Consider the following 21,458-nt stretch of genomic DNA (forward strand, 5'->3'; position numbering starts at 1 on the left):
GTTTTGAGGTTGATCAGGTTTGACCGGCAGCAGCACGTGCTGCCGGATTGGTGGGCCGCCTGATGAAGCGGGTCATGGAGAGGCCTTCGAGTGAGGTTGGAGAACCGCCGTCGAGACACAGTTCCGCGAGCACTGCGCCGACCGCAGGCCCAAGCTGGAACCCGTGCCCGGAGAATCCGAAAGCGTGAAAGAGGTTGGATGTGGTCGGGCTTGATCCCACCACAGGCAGTCCGTCCGACATGCGCCCCTCAATACCGGTCCAACTGCGAACCAACAGGACGTTGGCGAGGGCTGGAACCATCTCGATCGCTGCCTTTGCCGCATCCATCGTGACATCAGCAAGCGGTCGGGCGCGCAGAGTGTCACGATCGGCGACGCCGAGTCCTGAGCCGAAGATCACGCTCCCGTGTCCCCTCGCCTGCCTGATATACATGCCGCCGCCGCAGATGCCGAGGTTCGGGCCGATTAGCGGTGCTATCGGTTCGGTGACACACATGTTTGGCGCCATCACATCTTCGCGCACGGTGTCTCCGAACCATTCTGCGACGCGCGCCCCCCATGCGCCTGCGGTGTTGACCAGCCGGCGCGCATGAACGGGCGTGGTGTCGCCAGCAATGAAGAGTGCAAAACCCGTGTGCGAGGCCGCTGCGCGCTCGATCGTGCATCCCTCACGGATCACGGCGCCAAAACGCTTTGCGGTGCGCGCGAAAGCGGGCGTGACAAGCCGGGGATTGGCCTGACCGTCTTCGGCACAAAGCGAGCCGCCGACAAATCCTTCGCCGAGATAGGGGTAGCGGCGGCGCAAGTCCGCACGCTCGAGAACATCGAGCGTCAGGCCATGCTGGCGGGCGATCTCTTGATGGGCGACCAGCTCAGCCATATCAGGGTCGCTCCGCGCAAGCTTGAGATGGCCCGTGACAGCAAACTCGCAGTCGCTTCCGACAAGTTCGGCGAGCCTTCCCCAAATTTTCCGGCTACGTTGGGCCAGCGGCAATTCAGCGGGGTGACGGCCTTGCTGGCGTACGCCTCCGTAATTGACGCCGCTGGCCTGCGCGCCGCAGCGCCCGCGTTCGAGCAGAACGACGGAGGCTCCCTTCCGACGCGCGTGCAACGCGGCCGAACAGCCGGCAAGTCCGCCGCCGATGATGGCCAAATCAAATACCGTCATGGGCGCCTCCCGCAAGGGTGGTAAGCGTGAGCGGTTTAATCGGCGCCTGTCCACGCAAGCGGCCAGCCTGACTGACATGGACGGATCCTTTGGCGGCGATCAGTTCGGCAGCGACCAGCCCACAGATGCGCCCTTGGCAACGACCCATGCCTAGGCGCGTGAACGCCTTGATGCGATTGATGTCGCACTCTCCCGATGCTGCCACGGCATCGCGCAAAGCATGAGCTGTCAACCCCTCGCAGCGGCAGATTACGGTCTCGTTTGGAAGTTCGGCCGCCAGCTGCTGGGGAAACGGGAAGACTTTATTGAGAGACCGTCGAAAACGATCCATTCGCTCGAGACCGCGGCGTAATCGCGCGGCGCGCGACGCATCCGCCCGTCCGGCATCTGCCAAAACTGCCAGGGCTGCAAGCTCACCTGTCATGGCCGCGACTTCGCTGCCACGGATCGCGAGCCCGTCGCCGGCGAGATAAACGCCGTCAACGGAACTGCGCCCGTCCCCGTCTGTGACAGGAAGCCACTGACGGTGCTGTTCGTCGAAGCGAAAATCGACCCCGAGTAGATCGGCAAGTTGTGTTTCCGACGTCAGCCCAAAGCCAATGGCGAGCGCGTCGCAGGACAAGGTGGTCTCAGCCTTTGACTGACGATAGAGCAAGCCGGCGACACGACCGTCTGAGGCTTTGAGGATCTCGAGTGGTTGGACGTCTGTTTTGATGGGAACGCCGTGTGTGCGAAGCCAGGCCATGTAATACAGGCCTTTGGCAAAGATCCGTCCGCCGACCATCAATCCTGGAAGGGCGGACACGTGTCGCAACGGCCTGCCGGATTCGAGGACGGCCACGACCCGTGCCCCGGCTCGCGCGTACTGGTATGCCACCAGGTAAAGGAGCGGCCCGCTGCCCATAAAGATGACGTCGTGGCCTATTGTCGAGGCTTGGGCCTTCAGGGCGATCTGCGCCCCACCCAGCGTGAAGACTCCTGGCGCCGTCCACCCGTTGATTGGCACGATTCGATCCATTGCGCCGGTCGCAACGATCAGTCGTCCCCATGGCTGTCGCATCACCTCGTTTCTGCGGGCCAGGTGAAGAACCCCAGGTTCGACACCCCAGATCAAGGTCTCGGCGCGATAGGCAATCGAGGGCAAAATGGCTGCGAACTGATCGCGCATCCTGCATGCGCGACCAGCATCGAATCCGTAGAGATCCCGGTCACTTCGCCGCAGCGGAGCCGGCGGACGGCGGAAAATCTGGCCCCCTGGAAACACTCCTTCGTCGATCAGAACAGGCTTGTGGCCGGCCGCTACCAAGGTGCGGGCAGCGCTTACACCTGCCGGGCCTGCACCGACGATGACGATAGGAACCCCGCCGCTCATGCCCTTACCTCCGGCGCGACGGTTGATAGCGACATGCCCGCTTCAACGAGGCTGGTGCACGCGCGGATACGTTCGCCCGAAGTCTTCCACAGCCAGCAATCTTGGCAGGCTCCCATGAAACAGAAGCCAGCCCTGCGTTCGTGGTGGAACTCAAAGTTGCGGACATGCCCAAGCTCGGTGTTGAGCGCAACAAGTACCGTTTCGCCGGCGCGCGCCATGACGGATTGGCCATCGACAGCGAATTCGATGACGGGCGGAGCAATTGCGCACAGCCTCTTGAAGCTTTTTTCTCGGCATTTTTCCAAGGTCATGCCTCTTCCTCCCCATTGTCAGCCCAACCATATTAATCCATAATGTGGATGTCAATTGGGAATGGAATCCACGCTTGTCCATCTCTAGCCACGGCTGTTCGAAACTTTGAAACCACCTGAGGTAGTATCGAAAGGAAGTCCGCCTTGCCGAACGCAATATCCGAGCTCGCCGCCTTTTGCGGCTCAATTGAAACCGTAGGCGAAACGACCTTAAAGGCCGCCCGCAGAACGGTTCTTGACACGATCGGGGTCGCCGCCAGTGGTGCTGCCACGCCTGGAGGTCGCGCCTCCTTTAAAGCTGCGAGCGCCATCTGGGGCGCCGGGGCGTCATCGATCTGGTTCTCCAGCATGCTGCTCACGCCAGCCGGTGCCACCTTCGTCAACGCCACCTATGCGGCAAGCCTCGACCTTGACGACGGTCACCGCGCTGCTGCCGGACATCCGGCCGCTGCCATCGTTCCAGCAGTACTCGCGCTTGTCGGCTGCCACGTGGTTTCGGGTCGCCGGTTGCTAACGGCGATTGCCATTGGATACGAGATTGCGGTTCGTGCCGCGGCCTCCCGTGACGTCAATAGCCTGCGCACAACCGACACGGGCCTCTGGTGCGGTTATGGCGCGGCCGCCGCCGCCGGCTGGCTCATGGCGCTTCCTCTTCCGGCGATTGCGCATGCGATGGCGATCGCAGGTCAGACTGCGACTGGTCAATTTTCCACGGGCTGGACGCGTGTCGGCCACACGGTAAAGGAAGGAATTCCCTGGGCGGCAGCAAACGGTATTCAGGCAGCATATCTCGCTGCCGCCGGCCATAGGGGTCCGCTCGATCTGCTTGACGAGGAACCTGTCTACAACAGGACGCGGCTGCTTGCGGGGCTCGGAGACGCATGGGCTGTCGAACACGCGTATTTCAAGCGCTATAGCTGCTGCCGCTGGGCGCATGCCGCGATCGACGCAGCGGTGCTTCTACAGGACGAGCGCAAGCTACCCGCCCGCGCGATCGAGGGGATCGTCGTTGAAATATTCGACAGAGCGCTCACCCTGCCGAACCAGGTTATACCCACCTCGAACGAGGCTGCGCAGTACAGCATTCCCTTCTGCATCGCCGTGGCGCTTCTACACGGGCAAACCGCGTTGTTGCCGCTCGAGGATCGCCACCTCGCAGACCCCGATGTCATCGCACTCGCTTCGCGGGTTCGGCTGGAAGCTAGCCCAAGATATGTCGGCGCTTTTCCAGCAACGACCCCTGCCACAGTCAGTATCTCGGCAGGCGGCGAGATGTCTGCGCTTGAGATCACCTACCCAAAGGGAGAGCCCGCCAATCCGATGAGTGATGCAGAGCTTAGGGAGAAGTTCGCCACGCTGACATCACGGCTGCCCATGCCTTTTCTCCAGGCGCGCTCCATTTCCGATGCGGTCAGTGCACTGATGGACGGGACGGTAACGACTTCACTCCTCGACGCCCTTTGCAACGCCTCATAGTCATTCTACAAAGCTGCCATTTGATATACGAATCCGCCAAACCGGCAGACGGATGAGGTTGAAATGGCAAGAGACGAGGTCGCGGCAACAGGAACACAGCTGCTCGACAGAGCGGTCGCGATCTTGAAATTCCTCGGCGATATCGGACAGCACGGCGCGACGATGGCGATGATTGGCGATGTGCTTGGCCTGAAGCAGCCGACCGCCCATCGCATCATTACTGCGCTGGAGCGCCACGGTCTGGTCGATCGCGAACGCGAAACGAAGCGCTATCGCCTGGGGCTCGCGCTCTTTGCCATGGGCGCTGCGGCGGCTGATGGGACGGGATTGCGCGTGCTCGCTCGCCCTGCCCTGATGCGGATTTCGGCGGCGACCGGCGATTCCGTATTTCTGATGGCACGTGCAGGCTTCAACACGGTCTGCGTCGATCGTCAGCAGGGCTCTTACATCATTGACAGCTTGACCGGTCATATCGGGGGACAGATCCCGATGGGCGTCGGCCCTGCAAGCCAGGCGATCCTCGCCTTCCTGCCGTCAGCGGAGGCAGCGGTGATTGTTGCGACCAATGCGCCTCTTTACAAACAGTACGCACCGCTGACCGAACGAAAGGTCAAGGATGCTTTGGCGGCTGTCAGACAGAACGGCTACGCCATCGATCACGGAGAACTTGTGGCCGGCATATCGGCGATCGCCGTGCCGATCCTGCCACCCGGTCGTGACGCTGTGGCGGCAATCGCCATCAACCTAACAAGCGCCCGCTTGACGGAGGAGCGGCTCCCAACCCTGGTCAACATGCTGCAGAGTGAAGTCCGCCAGATCGAGGAAAGTCTTAATCCGCTTGACGAGCCACGTTTGGGATCGGCTGCCGCGGCCATGGTTTCGCCGCGGAGATGATAGACCCTGTTTGCATTCATCACGGTCGCGCTTACGTCATGATTGAACTCGCCTCCCCCACGTAAAGGCCGGCATAACGAAATCAGGCAGACGCTCGTGGCCTAAGCACAGGCGAGCGAGCCTGCCCCAGAGCACGTGGCCAGTCTTGGGATTGACGATTTGGTCATGATGGATGCCGGTCAGCACCAGGGCCGCATCCATTCCGGCTCTGCGCGCTCCAACGATGTCGGTTTCAAGCCCATCGCCAATCGCCAGAACATGGTCTCGGGCGAGGCCGAGGACTGAGAGGGCCCGATCATAAGCCGGTAGGAGCGGCTTTCCGTAATAGAGAACGGTTCCCCCAAGACACTCGTAGTGCGCGGCGATCGTACCCGCGCAATCGACGCGCGTCTTGCCGACCATGACAGCGTGGTCGGGATTGGCGCAGACCATGACAAGTCCTCTCACCTGCGCGTTCCCCAAGACGCGTTCAGCCTCCTCAAGAGCCTGGTTCCCACTTGCTCCCGTACACAACAGGAAGTCGGCCTGATCAACCGCTTCTGCGCGTTCCCGCCCGGATCCATCAAAAAGGCCGGACAATTCCGGTGGGCCGATATGGAAAAAGCGGCGTCCAAGATCTCGGTTAGCGTCGTTCGACAAGGCCTCGAAGGCAAGTTCACCGGACGTTACCAGGCCGCGGTATAGTTCTGGTGCGAAGCCCATTTGAGCGAGACGGGCGGCAACGTCCTCGCGCCGCCGAGGCGAGTTGGACAGGAGACACACGGCAATCTCACCTCGACGAAGCATGCGTAGGGCGTCGATGGCCCCGTCGAGAGGATTGAGGCCGTCATGCACCGTACCGAAAAGGTCGAGAATGATGCCGCGGTAACCCGAAGCGATATCCCGAAGGTTTGTCAGGACCGATGGCCGGCCAGTCATGGCGGACACCTCCATTGGCGATCTGCATCTCGCCGCCATCGCGTCAGAATATGACCGATGGCGGTCGTAACGATGATCGCGCCGCCGAGTACGCTTGGTAGTCCCGGCCGTTGGTCGAACATCAGCCAGACCCATAGCGGCGAAAGAGGGACTTCGACGAGTGAGAACAGCGCTACTTCGGCGCTGGGCAGCAATTGTGCTCCCTTGCTGTAAAGCACCAGGCCGAGCACCATCTGGATGAGCGCAAAGCAAGCGAGAAGGAGTGCCTCGTTAAGATCAATGCTGATGCTGGGTGCGAAACAGAGCGCAACAATTGCGGCAATCACATTGGATGCCGCGATAATCCAAAGAACCGATCGGCCCCGGTCGGCGCGCAACGCCACCGTCATGAACGCGATCGATATTGTCATTAGAAGTGCCAGCAGGTTGCCCAACTGACTGGAGCTTCCGCTGGGAGAACCGGTGAAGATGACTGCGGCGCCGACAAGTGCTGCGCCTGAAAAGAAGACTGTTGGGGGCGACGGTCGCTCACGAAGCGTGAGGGCAGACGCGATGGCGGCGAGGACAGGAAGCGATGCGTGGACCATCGCAACATTGGCGACCGATGTCAGATGCAATGCGGGGATGAAGGCGACCATTCCGAGCGCCGAGCAGCAGGTAGCGACAAACCACGATCGTCTCAAGACGCGTGGATGAAACGCTGCGTCACCGCGCATCAAGGCCGCTCCGCCGACCGCGATCGCCCCAAAGAAGCTGCGCCAGAAGAGAATTGTCCAGACGTCGAGTGTCACGAGCAGACCCATAAACAATCCGGCGGTGCTCCAAAGCATGGCTGCCCCGAGGATGTAGAACGTTCCCAGTTGCTGAACCTTCATGCGCCTACTCCGATGGACGGTTCCTGGCAGAGGAGCGCGTAGTGACGGGGACAACTTGATCCGAGCCGAACCAGTAGCTCTTGTGGGATTGTACCGGCTGCCCTTGCCATCGCTTCGACAGACAAACGAGGGCCCAGAAACTCGACAGCCCGCCCCGGCCTGCACAGAGCTAGGGGAACATCGCTGAGATCTATCGCGACATACTCCATGGCGACGCGGCCAACGACAGGAACCATGTATGAGCCGATCGCCGCGGCGATGGCGTTTCCCGCCGACCAGGGCAGGCCAACCGCGTAGCCCAGGGCGACGATACCAATACGCATGGAATGTGCGGCGCGAAAACTCGCGGCATATCCGACCGCCTCGCCGCGCTGGACGGTCCTGACATCGGCAAGGCGCGCAAAGAGCTGCACAACGGGCAGAAGAGGGTTTGGTTCTACGCGTGCATTGTTTAGTCCAAAGAGCGCGGACCCTGCTCGAACAAGATCGAAATGGAAGCTCTGATCGAGCCAGACAGCAGCCGAGGCAGCCAGGCTGCGCCTTCGCGGATCGAGCACTTGGCACATCGCTACGAAGCGGTCTCGTTGCAGACGGTTTGTGGGGTCATTGCGGGCATCAGCGCATGCGAGGTGGCTAATCACAAGATCAGGTGGGCGTTGCGAGCTGTGCACAAGGGCCCGTGCCTCGGTGAATGTAAGGCCGAAGCGTGAAAAGCCGGTATCGACGTTGATGACCAATTCAGGAAGTTGACGGGACGCAACGAGCGCGTCGGCCAGAGAATGGCAAACGGGGGTCAAGCGGAGGCTGAGACATGTTTCCAACTCGCTCTCTTGGGCCCCTGAGAGGATATAGATATGAGGCAGGTTTGCGAGCGTTCGGCGAACGTGAACCGCCTCGCGAAGGTTAGCGACAAAAATGCTCTTGCAGCCCGCTGCGACGAGGGTTGGAACGATCAGGTCGATACCCAAGCCATAGGCATCACTTTTGACCACGGCGGCGATTTCCGTGTCCGACCCAACCAGCGATCTTAGACGGTGAAAGTTTGCTCCAATCGCTGACACGTCGATTCGCAGTTCTGCTGACATGGACGACAACCTGAAGGGATATTAAAATATCGTTGCAATCTACGGTAAAATGCTCCAGATTGCTATCTGGAAATGTGAAGGACTATTAAATTCGTCTCTTGGTTGCTGTCAAATTGGAGGAGATCGCAATGACTGCGAGTAGGAAAACACCCCGTATTCTCATTATCGGCAGCGGTGTGCTGGGTGGCGATGTTCTTGATTTTCTGCTTCAGAGCGGGCGGGACTATGCGTTGACTGTCGGCGCTCGAAGACTCGAAACCGCGTTGCTGCGGGTTAATCTCGCGCGCTATACAGCGATGAATCTCGGCCGTGAGCCACAGGTCGATATCATGCCTCTCGATTTGATGAACATCGAGCAGACGGCCGAGCGCTTGGACAAGCTCAAGCCCGACATCATTTTCAATGCGGCCACGTTACACAGTTGGTGGGTTATCACCAAACTACCGTCTGAGGCATACAAGTGTCTGGACATGGCGCGTGGGGGCGTGTGGACGCCCATGCACCAGGTCCTCGTGCGTCGCCTGATGAAGGCAGTGCGACTTGCTGACAGCCCCGCAGTCGTCGTCAACGCTTCCTATCCCGATGTCGTCAATGCGTCGCTTGCCGCAGAAGGGCTGGCGCCTGCGGTTGGCATCGGCAACATTGCAAATGCGGTCCCGGGTATTCGCCTCGCCGCAGCTTACATGCTCAGGCTGGGATCCAGCAGCGATCGATATCCGCTTCTTTGCCCATCACTATCTGAGCTACCGAATGCCAAGCACCGGCGGAACGGATGGTGCTCCCTACCATCTGACAATTTATGCTGATGGCGCCGAGGTCCCCGCGGCCGAGATTGATCACACCATTCTGTTTTCTCATGTCGCCGGGCGGTTCCGGCGGGTCAAAGGGCTTGCCGGGCAGTCCGTCACCGCATCCTCTGCGACCGCGATGCTCCATGCGGTCGCCTCTCGCTCCGGCCAGGTCGTTCATGGACCTGGGCCGCTCGGTCTTGTCGGCGGCTATCCGATCCGTGTGTCGCCGACGGGTTTTCTCGTCGATCTGCCGCCCGGTCTGACGCTTGACGAGGCAATCGACATCAACCGGCGATGCCAGCGCTACGACGGTATCGAGAGCGTCGATGATGACGGCACTATTCGCATGACGGAAGCGTCGTCGAAGATCATGAGGGAGGTGATCGGCTACGACTGCCGTCCGTATCGGCCGGAAGAATGCGAGGAACGAGCCGAAGAGCTTGCGTCCCGCTTGGCTGAATATGCTCGTAGATTGGGCATCAGCGATCTTGTCGTGGCCTAGGCCGCCGCGGTCCATGCGGTGTCGAAGGCGTGAAAATCACCCCGGTCCGGCCGTCCGAGGCAAATCGATGCGCGGCGGCTCCTGCAATCGAAGATGACGGAAAATGCAGTCTGTGTCGGTTCTCGCGAGGACGCGGTCTTGCATATCGCGTCCGGCGAACCGTTGGTGTCCGACAGAAGGCGGCGGATACCAGCGACGTCACTGATGCAATGGAGCTTGGCGGCTCGAAGACGCTCTCGGCTGGAGGGATAGACACGTGCCACTGTTTCTATGTCCTCCATGATCGCAACCGCCGGCGTGACAGGATGATTTGTATGAACGATTGGGTTTCCCGTGAGGGTGACAGGGCCGATTGATGGTGAAATCTCCACACCGTCCACCTGGCCCGAGGCGTCTGCGAGGAGGTAGCAGCGTCCGGACAGGTGGCTGACCCGTCTAAGTGTCGCCAGCGCACCGGCAGCGTGGCGCTCCTTAAGGATCAGGCGTCTGACCACGAGGCTTGGTATTCCATGGGCGGCAGCATCAAGCATGAGATCGTTCGTCACGAACGCCAACCCGGCACGATTCATCCCAACCCAGCCGAGCGTGCCGGGGGACGTCACCATGATCAGGCCATCATGATCGTCAGTGCCATCGTGGACGAGAAGAACGAGCTCCTCTTCCGTGCCAGGATGCGCGTCCCAGTTTTGCGCCAAGACCGCGCCAGCTCCTGTGGCACATGCCACCGTCGTGCAGCCGCTGGCAATCGCACCATCGAAGAACTCGAAAGCGGAAAGGAGATAGATATCAAGGGGAGCCAATCCACTTCCGTCAGCGATACCTTTGATCTCCGCGACAAGGGTAGGCGCCACGCTCTCAAGCAACCTCCAGGAGTTTGCCGCGCGCCGCTCCGCGCACAGCCAGCTCCGATCCGCCGTCGATCGCCTGAGGCGCCCGAACGACGTTTGGATCGATGTGGACAATGCAACTCCGTGTAGCCTTCCGCGGGTGTAGGCATCGCCGCGCAGATGGAGAATCGGAATCTTACCAGAACTCATAGGTGGCCCGCTCTTTCGAATATGCATCCACAATATGGATTCTCGTTTTTTCCGAGTCTACGCGTGTACAAGCTGTCGCTGTGCGAAAGTTGAGTGCTACTACGGGTCGAGGTTCGGGCTCGTTTTGAAAAAGTAAGGTTCTTACCCCCAGACAAACAAACAAGACGAGATCGAAGCTTAAATAGCCGCACGGCGAGGAACCGGTGTTGCCAGCTCAACTCGCCGCGCGTCACCGTCGCCAACAACGATCGGCGCCAGGTGATTCAGATCGTCGGTGAAGCGGCGGCCCACTCACGGCAAACACTGCTCAACGCTATGAGCCGACCTCGCGCTGGTCGTTTTGGGAACGGGCCCAGCGCATTTTGATGTGGGGATTATAGCGTCTGGTTTCTAGGTTCCCCAACGTACGAAGTGAGATAGCAAAGCGGTAGGCAGCGTGCCTGTGGTCAGGTTGCAGGCGCATGACCTCCTGGGGCTGTTATTACCTTATCTTTGATCGAGCTCGATGCCGTCCTGCCTGACGTCGCCCACCTCAACACGAAGGGAGTTAGCTCGATAAGGAACTCTCCATCCTCGGCGTGCGTTCACGTCACGAGGAGACAAGGCATGGCACTTGGAATTGCAGTCGGAATTGGCGTTGGGACGGTCATCGGCGCCGCACTTTATGACATCTCCATCGGCACCGCGATCGGCATCGCGATCGGCGCAGCAGTTGGCGCTTTGCGTTACTCGATTTAACCATCTCAAATAAGCAAACGCGGAGAGGAGCCAGTGTACGTCGCTGTGCTCTCCGCCTGATCGCCCTGTCGCCGCACCGCCGCCCCGCCAGGTGATGGGATGGAACAGGAAACTTGAGCATGAGTTGCATGTTCATGCGGCTCGAGGAGGAGATGGGTTTCCCATGAACAACGTTATTTGGTTTGTCGGTGCGATCGTTATCGTTCTCGCCATTTTGAGCTTCTTCGGCCTGCGCTGATCCGTCGGGGCCACGAAGCTAAAGCTGGTCTCCAATCGTCCGGCCCCATCCACTGGTCGAGCGTCCGTCGCAGGAGGATTGCGCCTGGCGCTCGCTGCAAGGTCCCTAAAATTTCACGGAGCATGTCTTATTTTATTGCAAGCTAAAATAGACTTTAGTAGCGTCCTCACGTCAGGGGAGGATTTCATGCAGCAAGTAGAGCTTGAAGGCACCAATTCCATCATGGCGACCAGGGTCTGGAGCGTGCCGGAATTTTGCGCTCGCCACCGGTTGGACAATAATGAGGAAGCGAGGCTGATCGCGCTGTTCGGCCCGTTTGCGACGGCAGCTGAGCTTATGCACAACATGACACGTGCGCCAAAGTTCAGGTAAGAGGTACTTACATTTATCGCTCACGCGGGCTCGGTCGCAAATGAAGCTGCGCACCGATACCGAAACCCGGCGCTTTGGCCGGGTCCAATTCCGATCTTGACCATAAGTGATGCATAGGCCTGTGGCGATATCCGGATATGGCGTGGCGCCTCGTTTACCTTCTGGGCTGAACGACGCCGTTGTCTGACGCTCTGTAAACATCCGCGACACCCACGCATGGGCCGGCAGAGCGGCGTTCGATAATTCTGGAGGCGATATTGATGCGGCGGGCGGGATCGCCCGGCAGTCGCTGCCTCTCGATGCGTGTTGGTTTCCACGCAGAACTGAGCCGGTTAGGCGCATAATTTCCATTGAGAATTGAGCCATGTGAACCTTCCCCCCAACGCGGTGAGCGACGGGGGCCACGGAGTGATCCACATGGGACTTTTAAACATCATCCGTCGGATGGCGCTGCGCGAGAAGCAGTCGATCCGCGAGATCAGCCGGCGCACTGGGCTGTCACGCAACACGATCGCGAAGTATTTGAGCGCTGGTACGATCGAGCCGACGTTCACGGTACCGGAACGTCCGAGCAAGCTCGATCCTTTTGCCGACAAACTTGCTGGCTGGCTGAAGACCGAGGCCGGGAGGTCGCGCAAGCAGCGCCGAACGCTGAAGCAGCTTCATGCGGATCTGGTGGTTCTCGGCTTTACCGGCTCCTATGGTCGGGTCGCCGCGTTCGCCCGCGACTGGCGGGCTGAGCAGCTGACAGCGGGCCGCGGCATATTCGTTCCGCTGTCTTTCCGCCCAGGCGAGGCATTCCAGTTCGATTGGAGTGAGGACTATGCCGTGATCGGCGGCGAGCGCACGAAGCTTCAGGTCGCACATATCAAGTTGTCGCACAGTCGGGCCTTTCTGGTCAGGGCCTACCTGCTGCAAACGCACGAGATGCTCTTCGACGCCCACTGGCACGGCTTCCGTGTGTTCGGCGGCGTACCTGGTCGCGGCATCTACGATAACATGAAGACGGCGGTCGATCGTGTCGGTCGCGGCAAAGAGCGGCAGGTCAACATCCGTTTCCTCGCGATGACGAACCACTACGTCTTTGCGCCAGAGTTCTGCAATCCCTCTGCCGGCTGGGAGAAGGGGCAGGTCGAGAAGAACGTCCAGGATGCTCGCCCACGACTGTGGCAACAGATGCCTGACTTCCCGGATTTGGCGGTATTGAATGCTTGGCTGGAACAGCATTGCCAGGACCTGTGGCGGGAGACGGCGCATGGCACCTTGCCCGGCACAATCGCAGATGTTTGGGCTGATGAGCGGGCAGCATTAATGGCACTGCCACCCGCATTTGACGGCTTCGTTGAGCAGAGCAAGCGCGTCTCACCGACATGCCTGATCACCTTCGAGCGCAATCGTTACAGTGTGCCAGCATCGTTTGCGAACCGGCCTGTCAGCCTGCGCATTTATCCCGAGAGACTGGTCGTTGCGGCCGAGGGCAATATCCTATGCGAGCATGAGCGGGTCATTGAGCGGAGCCACGATAAGCCGCCACGAACGATTTACGACTGGCGACATTACCTTGCCGTCATCCAGCGCAAACCCGGTGCCTTGCGCAATGGTGCGCCCTTCCTGGAATTGCCGCTGGCCTTCAGACAGTTGCAAGATCAGATGCTTCGCCGCCCCGGCGGTGATCGTGAGATGGCCGACATCCTCGCTCTGGTGCTTCATCACGACGAACAGGTCGTCGTCAGGGCCGTGGAACTGGCTCTGGATCAAGGCGTGGCGACCAAAACGCATGTGTTGAACCTGCTGCATCGGCTGATTGATGGCAAGACGACCGACGGTCCCGACATCGATACGCCACAGGCACTGACCCTGCTGCGCGAACCCAAGGCCAATGTAGAACGCTACGATGGCTTGCGGGTCCGGATCGTAGGAGGTCGTCATGCGTCATGACCCCGCAAGTGCTGCCGTCGTCATCATGCTGCGTAGCCTGAAGATGTATGGCATGGCCCAGGCCGTCACGGACCTGATCGAGCAAGGTGCTCCCGCCTTCGATGCGGCCGTGCCAATCTTGTCCCAGTTGCTGAAAGCCGAGATGGCCGAGCGTGAGGTCCGCTCGATTGCCTATCACATGAAGGCTGCTCGCTTCCCAGCCTACAAAGACATCTCCGGATACGACTTCGCCGCCAGCGAGATCAACGAGGCCACCGTGCGCCAACTGCACCGATGCGAGTTCATGGATGGGGCGCAGAACGTTGTCCTTATCGGTGGCCCTGGCACTGGAAAAACGCATGTCGCGACCGCTCTTGGAATCCAAGCCATCGAGCATCATCGCCGAAAGGTCCGCTTCTTCTCGACCATCGAACTGGTCAATGCTCTCGAGCAGGAGAAGGCTAAAGGCAAGGCGGGCCAGATCGCGGAGACCTTGGTCCGCCTCGATCTGCTCATCCTGGACGAGTTGGGATACCTGCCGTTCAGCGCCTCAGGCGGAGCACTACTCTTCCACCTGTTAAGCAAGCTCTACGAGCGGACCAGCGTCGTGATTACCACCAACCTCAGCTTCAGCGAGTGGGCAACCGTCTTCGGCGACGCCAAGATGACGACCGCTCTGCTCGATCGTTTGACCCACCGTTGCCATATCCTGGAAACCGGTAACGACAGCTTCCGCTTCAAAGCCAGCTCGGCTGCCGCAGCACAGAAGAAAGGAGAAAAAGCCAATCCCTTGACCAAATCCTGATCAGAAAACCATACTTAGAGGTGGCTCACTTCTTGGTGGAAAAACCGGCTCAGTTCCGCGTGGAAACCAACAGATGCGCTCAAGCAGAAGGCGCAGACCAACTGCGCCGCACTCCTGACCTTCCATGCGCGCAGTCGTTGGTACGAGCGTGATCTGGATTGCCGGGGAAAAATCGCCGAAGCAGACAACCGAGATGTCATCGGGAATGCGATAGCCCTGGCCAATCGACCAGATACTGGATGACGGCCTGGCCGGCCTCGTGATCGGTGCCGGAGACCTGATCTGCCTGCTCCAGCGGATCGACCCAGCCGAAGAGGCGGCAAAACCAACGGTGCCTTCTTCGCCGCACTCATCGGATGGAGCGGACGCAAAAAACACGTGACGCTATCGAACACCAGTCTCGTTGCACGGATCCATTCGGGCGAAAAAGCCAGCTTTCTCCGGTTGGTCAACCCGACACGGTCAGCGCAGTCAACGGATGTGACCCTCGCTGTGTTGAGGGCTTAGGCTCGACCACTTCTATGACGGCCGAAAAACCGAGGTGCCGGCGTGCGAAGCGCTGATCCTTGCTCTCGGCTAGCTGTGGGAAAACCGGAGAGTTCGCGATATCGTTTTGATCCAACACTTCTGGCAGAAAAAGGGCTCACGAAGCACGCTCGATCTGGCCCTGCCGGATGTTCGGCTTGCGTGGCAAGCGTTGCGCAAAGAGTCGAGGTCACAAGCTCAGCCCATCATGGCCACCGCGGCCGAGGAGATGCGTCGCCGAACGCCAGGCATGATAGGCGATCCGGTCGAGCCGACGGGCAGCATCGATCCGCGCAAGGGCATCCGCGGCGGTCAGCTCTCCCGGCGCGACGGAGGCAAGGGTGGTGGCGCGATGATCTCGCTGTAGGGTATCGAGCTCCCTTGACGCGCTCTCCAGCTCAGCGAGCGCCGCGGCAACCTCCGACGAAACGTTCCAGCCGATTGGATCCGCCTGTGCGCTGAGAGCGCATTCCGAGGTGATCGAGCCACCGACCGCCTGTGCGGCATGCATGGCTTGTGTGCACAGCTCGGTGGCACGAAGGTCATGGGCGGAGCCGGCTGGCTGTCCTTCGAGCCTGCCCTCCTCCATGGCTTCCACGAGACGGGAGGCGTGATCGAGCGCGTGTAGCGTGCTCGTCATGCGGAGCCGCTCGGCCTCCGTCTCGGGCGGCTCCTTCAATTCGGACAGGAAATCCCGCACCTCCTCGAGCTTGGCGGCGGCGCTAGTGCTCTGTGCCGCGGGGCCGGCTCCGCCCGAAAGTGCTGCGGAAACCGAGGCGGCGGTTGTCGAAAGGACGTCTGCCACGACACGCCGGGCGGTCTCGACCGCGACCACCGGACTAGCGAGGGCGCTTGGATCGAGCGCGCGTTGAAGCGCCGTCTGCTTGGCGGGCAGGAGCCGCTCCACGACGCGGGTGAACCACTGCGTCGCCGGTAAGAGTACCGCGACCCCTACAACGTTATAAGCCGTGTGATAGGCGGCAAGGAGCGTCATTCCGTCGACCGACACAGACAAGACTTTCATCAGCGCCGTCGTGAACGGGAAGGCGGCGATCGCGATAAGCGCCGCTATGACCTTGAACAGTACATAAGCAAGGGCAAGGCGCTTGGCCGTCGCGCTAGCGCCGATGGCCGCCAATGCGGAGCTCGTTGCCGTCCCGATATTCTGGCCGACGATCAGCGCTGCGCCCTGCTCCAGGCTCACCGCCCCGGCGTAGAAGGCCGAAATGGTGACGGCGATGGCGGCCGTAGAGGACTGCATGACCGCGGTCATGGCCAGGCCAACAACGATGAGGGTCATGAGACCGACCGAGCCTTCGACCCAGCCAACTCCCGCTACGCCGAGCACTGCGGGCAGGTCAGACGGATGCAGGCTCTGCGCAAGACCTCCCATGCCTTGCTGGAGGGTGGTCAGCCCGTAGAGAACCAGCGCGAAGCCCGCGAGGGCGCCGCCCACCGCCGCTGTACGCCCGCCCGCCAGCAACTTGGCAAGCGCGCCAAGGAAGATCAAAGGCAGCGCATAGGCCGAAAGCGAGACGCGCACACCGATCAGTGCCACGAGCCAGCCCGTGCCCGTCGTGCCGATATTGGCGCCAAAAACGAGACCGAGTCCTTGCGGAAAGGTCAGAAGGCCGGCGTTGACGAGACCGATCGTCGTCATCGTCACAGCGCTCGACGACTGCACAAGCAGCGTCACGATGGCGCCCCAGAAAGCACCTGACAGCGGCGTAGCCGCCGCCTTGCCAAGGGCGGTGCGCAGGGCGGATCCCGCCAACGCCTTCAGGCCGTCCGTCATGACGGTCATGCCGAGCAGGAAGAGCCCGACGCCGCCGAGTACGGCAATTGCTGTCGACATGCACGCCTCTTCCGGTCTGCGCTTCGGCCTTGAGCGCGTTGAAGTTGTACTGCCAGCCGACCCTATGCCGCTAGCCTATTCACGGCAATGACGCCCTCAGCGTCGGAAACGGGTGAGTTGCGAATAGCGATGCTCAGCGGTCCGAGTACCTGGAATTGGCGCCGAGCGTCGATTTCGCACTCCGATTCCTCCAGTGGCCTGTGCGTTGTGCTCCAGGGGAGAAGGTTCTATTCGTGCTGAATCGGCGGCTTTCTCCGGCTAGTCAACCCGACACGGTCGGCGCAGTCAATTGCGAGCTTGAAACCGGATGACGTCAGGCTTGCCAGGGAGATGTTTGTCGCCGCAATCGACGATGATCCCGGCTATGCGCGCGGATACCTGGGCCTCGCCTGGCTCGAAATACGGAAGCTGAAATGGAACGAGCGTGTCGATCTCGAAGCCACGCTGGCCAGCGCCTTTGCTTCGGCGAGCAAGGCGCTGGAGGTTAGCCCCTGTGACGCCGACGTGCACTGGGCGCTTGGCGTCATTTACCTGTGGCGGGGGGAGGCCGAACGGGAAATAGGATGTCACGAGCGCGGCCGCGAATTGGCTTCCAACAACTGTGATCTCCTCGCTGAATATTGTGATGCCTTGGGCTATCTCGGACGCCTGGAGGACGCGATCAGATTGGTGAATTGGCCTTGAGGCTAAACCTAGCCGACCCGACTGGTATCTCTGGAACATCGCCGCCAGCAAATACCTTTCCGGAAACTATCTGGAGGCATTGCCCCTCTTGGAGAAGATGCAGACCGCGGGTCGGCTTACCGCCTGCCGGCGGCAACATATGCCCAGCTTGCCCGTTTCGAGGATGCACGCCGCGCTGCGAGCGAGTTGCTAAAACTCAATCCGGAATTCTCTATCGACCGATTCAGCTCCCGGGCCCCTATCGGGACAAGGCTCTCCTTGCCCGATACGTCGAAAGGCTGCGGCTTGCGGGTCTGCCGGGGTGAACGGCCGGTCATTGGCAGGTCAACCACTTTGCAACAAATGACATCAGGTTTTGATGGCCTGCACCTAGTCGGTGACCACGCGCGCTCGCGCTTTGAAATCCTCCGATCGACATTCGCTACAGGCTCAAAATGCTCCCAGCCGGCTCGACATGCCCTGGTCGGCGATAACTTCGCTTCCGCTCAGGGCGGACGCCTTGTTCGAAAGCAGAAAGACCGTTTGATGAACTTCCTCACCGAGGTCGACCTCACTGACGAACAACTTGATACGGTGACGTCTGCCATCTAGGCATGGTGCGCGAGACAGCATGATGACCCCGAGGGGGTTTCAGCCCGTGCGGCTGCTGCTCTTGCCCTCGAACTGCTTTCAACACACCCGTCCGCAACATCGGCAGAGTTGCTTGATTTACTCTCGAACCGACTTTCTGGCGTGGATAGCAAGTAGCATGGAACTCCTAGCCATCGTGATGGTTCACAGAGTGGATCACCAGGTGAGGTTTATCCCCTTGTGCCAGACGCTGGCTAACTGCGTGGTCCACCATTTAGCCCATCACTCCAATGTAGAATCGGAGAGCCTGTGTCGGCACCTGGGTGGATCGCCGTAATCGTTGAGCGCAACCAAGCGTTCCACATGATCGGATCCGCAGAAGACGCCCTTGATCTACTGTTTACGAATTGGCCGGTCTTTAGCGGCACCGCCTTCGTCTTAGCCATGGAGACCTGCGCGGGCACAGCGACGGGCGCGGTGACTCAAGGAGAAACCCTGTCCGCATTTCTTGCAGCGGCTCATGATGCGAAGGTCGTCTGCTGGATCGCTTAGTAGGTTGGACAAAATAAATAGGAGTCGGCGGAACAAACCTTCTAGCATAGGGTTTATGCACCGCGTTGAGAACGTAACTCCTCTCAATGTCCACACAATCCCCTTAAGCCCCGCGCTCTCGGTGGGGCATTTTTTTGCAACCTTGCGAAACAAATTAGCGACAATTGCGTTAATATTCTCGCATTGCTTGCATTTAGGACCCGCGTCAGTTTCATTGCAAAACGGTTCTCGGAAGATGGAATCCTTACGCTTCGACAGCTTTCGCTATGGATTGGCGGCTCTTCTCATGCGCCGCCCACACCTCCGTCCCTATGCCCATATTGCACACCGGTGGACCGAAGATATCGAGAACTACGGCGACGCAGTCAGGTTCCGGGAGAAGTTGCGTGCTGGGGATGGCGACAAGATGCTCCTGGAGGAATGCGAGCGCCTCTGCATCGAGCTCGAGGATGAGGTGCAGTCCAATTTTGCCACTTCCGGCCTCGACCTGCCGTGACGAATTCTCTCCCCAACCCACCGCCATGAACGTACGATGGCACTTATGCCAACGACGCTTCTTTGGCTTCAGGTGAACCCTCCTTAGCCCGCCCGAAGTCTCACTGGTGTCCTGTCGTCAACGGCAGGATGCGTTGAGGGGCCAGGTTTTCGACAGCTTTCCGATGCTTGCGCGCTGCTGTACCTCCCCCTCGATTTTCTTGCTCGTCTAGGACCTTGGTCCGACTGGCGCCCCCCATGATTGGAGTAGTCTTTGGGTGTCCTGATCCTTGATAGGCAGGATAAAAAGGGAAGCCCCTCGCCATCCCATCCGGGGCTTCCCTTCACGGGGTGAGCCGAATCCTAAGGCAGGCGTCGCCTCTATCGTCTCTATCGTCTCTATGGTTCTGTTCGCTCTCTCCTATCGGGTGATGATCACAATGTGGCGAACGATGTCGGCAAATGCGACACCCAGCGCCATCCTTCCGATCCCAATGACCCTCGGTATGCAATGCCGCGAGCGTCCTCGCGTCGTAGACACCTGCAACCAGCCCCTAGCACAAAACGCTCGACGCGATCGTCGAAGCCGTTCTTGCCGCCGTTGATCTTCTTGGTGATGGTCTCGATATCGCCTTGGCCGGCATAGCGATTGAGGTTGTAGCTCTCCTCCCAGAGCTGTACGAGCCCTCCCATAGGTCGGTGTTGACCAGATCCGGACTGGTTAACTAACTCCGAATTTTTCACCGAAAGGTAGGCAACCTACGCTAATGGACGAAGTGCCAACAATGAGCGGTTGTGGTTTTATGAAGCCGACCGAGATGCGGTCAGTTTCTCTTGTAACGCGTTAGGAAGCTCGCCCGCCCCGGCGGGCTTCTTGCTGTCAGGGCCGATGGGAGCGAGGAAAGCCAGTAGCACCGCGCCCGAGGGTGCGGCGGCGCAGCCACGGTCCCTATCAGGTCCTCAAGAAGCAGAACGGAGACGATCCACATGCGGGCATGGGCGAGGCAGGTGTGGGAGATCTGCCAAGGCATTGACAGCGCAGGACGCGGATCGGCGTGCAGCGGCGATTGGCGTCTCGCCGCCTAAAGCTGGCTGGACGTTGCGAGTGGTAAGCACGACCTTGCCATGAGCACGATGGACACAGCAGTGCTGCAGGATCCACTATCCAGGTGAACCACTGGCGGACGGTCTCCGCAGCCGTATTTGAAGCTGGCCGTGTCAGAATATGTTCTTTGGCAAAGTGAAGCCTCAGTGGCGACGTAAAGAAACCTCTCCAACTCCGCCGATCGCCAATGGAGAAGTTCTACGCGGAATCGCGTCGGCCCCGGGATAAACATCGATCAATCTGGCCGCGATCTCCTCGGCCGTGTTGATTCCCGCGTTATGGAGAGCGATGGCAGATCTGCAAAGAACCTCCGAACGAGACACGACGGGCGACACGTCGTAATAGCGGTGCCACAAGACCACTGCCCTTGAGAGCATCTGGAACTCGTCTTTTGTCATCATAGTCCTCATTCTCCCGAACCCAAGCGAAAGGGGCTTTGTCGGGCGGCAGTTGGTGATGGCCAGACGGCAAACAATGGCTGCCACCTTTCAAACCGACAGGGCGCCGGGACGTTCCAGGATTGGGACTTAAGTCGGAGGCGCGTGGGCCTTTTGTCCAATAATGGCCGAGGGAATAGACAGCCGACCAATCGCCGCGTGGTCGAGCGACAGCCGGCTTTCCCGTAGATGCTTCGAATGGCTGTCGCGGCCTTGTGTCGAAGCGCGATACTCTTCAAGATTCGCAATCAGTAAAGAAGAGCTGATCTGGTTGGTTGAGCGCGTCAAGGTCGCGAACGGCATTCTTAGCGCCGTCGAAGGCCTGGTCTTGACCAACCGCATGCGCAGGCTCCTCGACAAAACCACGAGCGACGCCAGGCGATCCGCGCGCAGTTCGCCCGCAAGCCCGCCGAAGCGTTGGTCTATACCGCCGAATCCAATCCCCTCTGTTATCCCGGCACGATCGTGCTCCGGAACAAGCTGGACCTCACGAACCAGGACGAACTCGACGAGTTCGAGACCTATCTCCCTCTCGTCGATGGTCAACACGCGATGACGTAAGTCATCGCCGTCTCTTTCAAGGCGTTTGCCACAATTGCTACAAAGGCGCCGGTACCTGCAGCGATGCGGATTAAGTTACAAGGACGGCCGCGCCATTGAGACGACCTGCTCGCAAATCCACCAGTGCATCGTTGGCCTGCGCCAAGGGATAAGGGGTTGTGACTGCGCGGCGACAAACAAGGTGAGACTCAGCGTC

General features: G+C 60.0%; 23 protein-coding genes and 3 pseudogenes. 13 read left to right on the forward strand and 13 right to left on the reverse strand.

Features of this window, described 5'->3' with window-relative positions:
• Positions 1–13 precede the first annotated feature (13 nt).
• From WGT02_RS35445 to WGT02_RS35455, 3 genes are read right to left on the reverse strand one after another with little or no spacing between them, the layout of a single operon-like run.
• Positions 14–1,168, reverse strand: a complete 1,155-nt coding sequence (locus WGT02_RS35445; RefSeq protein WP_208245341.1) for an FAD-binding oxidoreductase — start codon at positions 1,166–1,168, stop codon at positions 14–16.
• The gene (locus WGT02_RS35450) at positions 1,155–2,540 is read right to left on the reverse strand and encodes an NAD(P)/FAD-dependent oxidoreductase (RefSeq protein ID WP_208245339.1); all 1,386 of its coding nucleotides are present in this window, start codon (positions 2,538–2,540) and stop codon (positions 1,155–1,157) included. Before WGT02_RS35450 ends, WGT02_RS35445 begins: the two co-directional genes overlap by 14 nt.
• Positions 2,537–2,851 carry a (2Fe-2S)-binding protein gene (locus WGT02_RS35455; RefSeq protein ID WP_208245337.1) on the reverse strand — a complete coding sequence of 105 codons (315 nt, stop codon included), beginning with the start codon at positions 2,849–2,851 and terminating at the stop codon, positions 2,537–2,539. The genes WGT02_RS35450 and WGT02_RS35455 overlap by 4 nt, the downstream gene beginning before the upstream one ends.
• A gap of 144 nt (positions 2,852–2,995) precedes the next feature.
• On the opposite strand from WGT02_RS35455, the gene WGT02_RS35460 reads away from it, so the two are divergent.
• Together WGT02_RS35460 and WGT02_RS35465 are read left to right on the forward strand one after the other, a co-directional pair.
• The gene (locus tag WGT02_RS35460; protein WP_024315571.1) at positions 2,996–4,327 is read left to right on the forward strand and encodes an MmgE/PrpD family protein; all 1,332 of its coding nucleotides are present in this window, start codon (positions 2,996–2,998) and stop codon (positions 4,325–4,327) included.
• 63 nt (positions 4,328–4,390) lie between these two features.
• The gene (locus tag WGT02_RS35465) at positions 4,391–5,221 is read left to right on the forward strand and encodes an IclR family transcriptional regulator (RefSeq protein WP_024315570.1); all 831 of its coding nucleotides are present in this window, start codon (positions 4,391–4,393) and stop codon (positions 5,219–5,221) included.
• 36 nt (positions 5,222–5,257) lie between these two features.
• On the opposite strand, the gene WGT02_RS35470 is transcribed toward WGT02_RS35465, so the two are convergent.
• The 3 genes from WGT02_RS35470 to alr are packed head-to-tail and all read right to left on the reverse strand — an operon-like array spanning position 5,258 to position 8,099.
• Positions 5,258–6,139: a TIGR01459 family HAD-type hydrolase gene (locus WGT02_RS35470; protein ID WP_024315569.1), complete on the reverse strand. Its 882-nt coding sequence runs from the start codon at positions 6,137–6,139 to the stop codon at positions 5,258–5,260.
• Complete coding sequence (locus WGT02_RS35475; RefSeq protein WP_024315568.1) at positions 6,136–7,014, reverse strand: DMT family transporter; 879 nt, start codon at positions 7,012–7,014, stop codon at positions 6,136–6,138. The genes WGT02_RS35470 and WGT02_RS35475 overlap by 4 nt, the downstream gene beginning before the upstream one ends.
• Complete coding sequence (gene alr, locus WGT02_RS35480) at positions 7,011–8,099, reverse strand: alanine racemase (RefSeq protein ID WP_040680832.1); 1,089 nt, start codon at positions 8,097–8,099, stop codon at positions 7,011–7,013. The genes WGT02_RS35475 and alr overlap by 4 nt, the downstream gene beginning before the upstream one ends.
• Positions 8,100–8,227: 128 nt before the next feature.
• Here alr and WGT02_RS35485 point away from each other — a divergent pair, with 128 nt between their 5' ends.
• Positions 8,228–8,905, forward strand: coding sequence for a hypothetical protein (locus WGT02_RS35485; RefSeq protein WP_225040478.1), 678 nt, complete (start codon positions 8,228–8,230; stop codon positions 8,903–8,905).
• Positions 8,850–9,392, forward strand: coding sequence for a hypothetical protein (locus tag WGT02_RS35490; RefSeq protein ID WP_225040475.1), 543 nt, complete (start codon positions 8,850–8,852; stop codon positions 9,390–9,392). The genes WGT02_RS35485 and WGT02_RS35490 overlap by 56 nt, the downstream gene beginning before the upstream one ends.
• Here the strand turns inward: WGT02_RS35490 and WGT02_RS35495 are convergent.
• Positions 9,389–10,456 (reverse strand): C45 family peptidase, encoded by a 1,068-nt coding sequence (locus WGT02_RS35495; RefSeq protein ID WP_341353347.1) that lies wholly within the window; start codon positions 10,454–10,456, stop codon positions 9,389–9,391. The two genes, WGT02_RS35490 and WGT02_RS35495, sit on opposite strands and share 4 nt — an antisense overlap.
• Positions 10,457–11,035: 579 nt before the next feature.
• Between WGT02_RS35495 and WGT02_RS35500 the strand changes: the two genes are divergently transcribed.
• The 4 genes from WGT02_RS35500 (at position 11,036) to istB (ending at position 14,499) form a co-directional block, all read left to right on the forward strand.
• Positions 11,036–11,167, forward strand: coding sequence for a hypothetical protein (locus WGT02_RS35500; protein ID WP_258579645.1), 132 nt, complete (start codon positions 11,036–11,038; stop codon positions 11,165–11,167).
• Between the two features lie 424 nt (positions 11,168–11,591).
• Positions 11,592–11,777 (forward strand): hypothetical protein, encoded by a 186-nt coding sequence (locus tag WGT02_RS35505; protein WP_024315564.1) that lies wholly within the window; start codon positions 11,592–11,594, stop codon positions 11,775–11,777.
• A 417-nt stretch (positions 11,778–12,194) separates the two neighbouring features.
• The gene (gene istA / locus WGT02_RS35510; protein WP_208180357.1) at positions 12,195–13,715 is read left to right on the forward strand and encodes an IS21 family transposase; all 1,521 of its coding nucleotides are present in this window, start codon (positions 12,195–12,197) and stop codon (positions 13,713–13,715) included.
• The gene (gene istB, locus WGT02_RS35515; protein WP_208245060.1) at positions 13,705–14,499 is read left to right on the forward strand and encodes an IS21-like element helper ATPase IstB; all 795 of its coding nucleotides are present in this window, start codon (positions 13,705–13,707) and stop codon (positions 14,497–14,499) included. Before istA ends, istB begins: the two co-directional genes overlap by 11 nt.
• Here istB and WGT02_RS35520 read toward each other — a convergent pair.
• Positions 14,500–14,812: pseudogene (locus WGT02_RS35520) on the reverse strand (substrate-binding domain-containing protein); the annotation flags it as partial.
• Here WGT02_RS35520 and WGT02_RS35525 point away from each other — a divergent pair.
• A pseudogene (locus WGT02_RS35525) lies at positions 14,809–14,991 on the forward strand (hypothetical protein); the annotation flags it as partial. The pseudogenes WGT02_RS35520 and WGT02_RS35525 sit on opposite strands and share 4 nt — an antisense overlap.
• A 223-nt stretch (positions 14,992–15,214) precedes the next feature.
• Here the strand turns inward: WGT02_RS35525 and WGT02_RS35530 are convergent.
• Complete coding sequence (locus tag WGT02_RS35530; protein WP_024315562.1) at positions 15,215–16,879, reverse strand: Na/Pi cotransporter family protein; 1,665 nt, start codon at positions 16,877–16,879, stop codon at positions 15,215–15,217.
• A 297-nt stretch (positions 16,880–17,176) separates the two neighbouring features.
• Between WGT02_RS35530 and WGT02_RS35535 the strand changes: the two genes are divergently transcribed.
• From WGT02_RS35535 to WGT02_RS35550, 4 genes are all read left to right on the forward strand, one after another.
• Positions 17,177–17,563 carry a hypothetical protein gene (locus tag WGT02_RS35535; protein ID WP_208245335.1) on the forward strand — a complete coding sequence of 129 codons (387 nt, stop codon included), beginning with the start codon at positions 17,177–17,179 and terminating at the stop codon, positions 17,561–17,563.
• 258 nt (positions 17,564–17,821) lie between these two features.
• Entirely contained in the window at positions 17,822–18,154 is a 333-nt protein-coding gene (locus WGT02_RS35540) for a hypothetical protein (RefSeq protein WP_208245333.1), read from the forward strand.
• A gap of 342 nt (positions 18,155–18,496) precedes the next feature.
• The gene (locus WGT02_RS35545) at positions 18,497–18,685 is read left to right on the forward strand and encodes a DUF982 domain-containing protein (protein WP_210363023.1); all 189 of its coding nucleotides are present in this window, start codon (positions 18,497–18,499) and stop codon (positions 18,683–18,685) included.
• Positions 18,686–18,920: 235 nt separating this feature from the next.
• The gene (locus WGT02_RS35550) at positions 18,921–19,181 is read left to right on the forward strand and encodes a hypothetical protein (protein WP_024315558.1); all 261 of its coding nucleotides are present in this window, start codon (positions 18,921–18,923) and stop codon (positions 19,179–19,181) included.
• A gap of 413 nt (positions 19,182–19,594) precedes the next feature.
• Here WGT02_RS35550 and WGT02_RS35555 read toward each other — a convergent pair whose 3' ends face one another.
• The 4 genes and pseudogenes from WGT02_RS35555 to WGT02_RS35570 all read right to left on the reverse strand — a co-directional run.
• Positions 19,595–19,852: a hypothetical protein gene (locus tag WGT02_RS35555; protein ID WP_208245329.1), complete on the reverse strand. Its 258-nt coding sequence runs from the start codon at positions 19,850–19,852 to the stop codon at positions 19,595–19,597.
• Between the two features lie 555 nt (positions 19,853–20,407).
• Complete coding sequence (locus WGT02_RS35560; protein WP_051166794.1) at positions 20,408–20,665, reverse strand: hypothetical protein; 258 nt, start codon at positions 20,663–20,665, stop codon at positions 20,408–20,410.
• Between the two features lie 126 nt (positions 20,666–20,791).
• Positions 20,792–21,247: a hypothetical protein gene (locus WGT02_RS35565; RefSeq protein ID WP_375680021.1), complete on the reverse strand. Its 456-nt coding sequence runs from the start codon at positions 21,245–21,247 to the stop codon at positions 20,792–20,794.
• Positions 21,248–21,332: 85 nt separating this feature from the next.
• Positions 21,333–21,419, reverse strand: a pseudogene (locus tag WGT02_RS35570) (alcohol dehydrogenase); the annotation flags it as partial.
• Positions 21,420–21,458: the final 39 nt, after the last annotated feature.

Source organism: Rhizobium sp. T1470 (assembly GCF_042140505.1).
In the GTDB taxonomy this organism is placed as follows: domain Bacteria; phylum Pseudomonadota; class Alphaproteobacteria; order Rhizobiales; family Rhizobiaceae; genus Rhizobium; species Rhizobium favelukesii.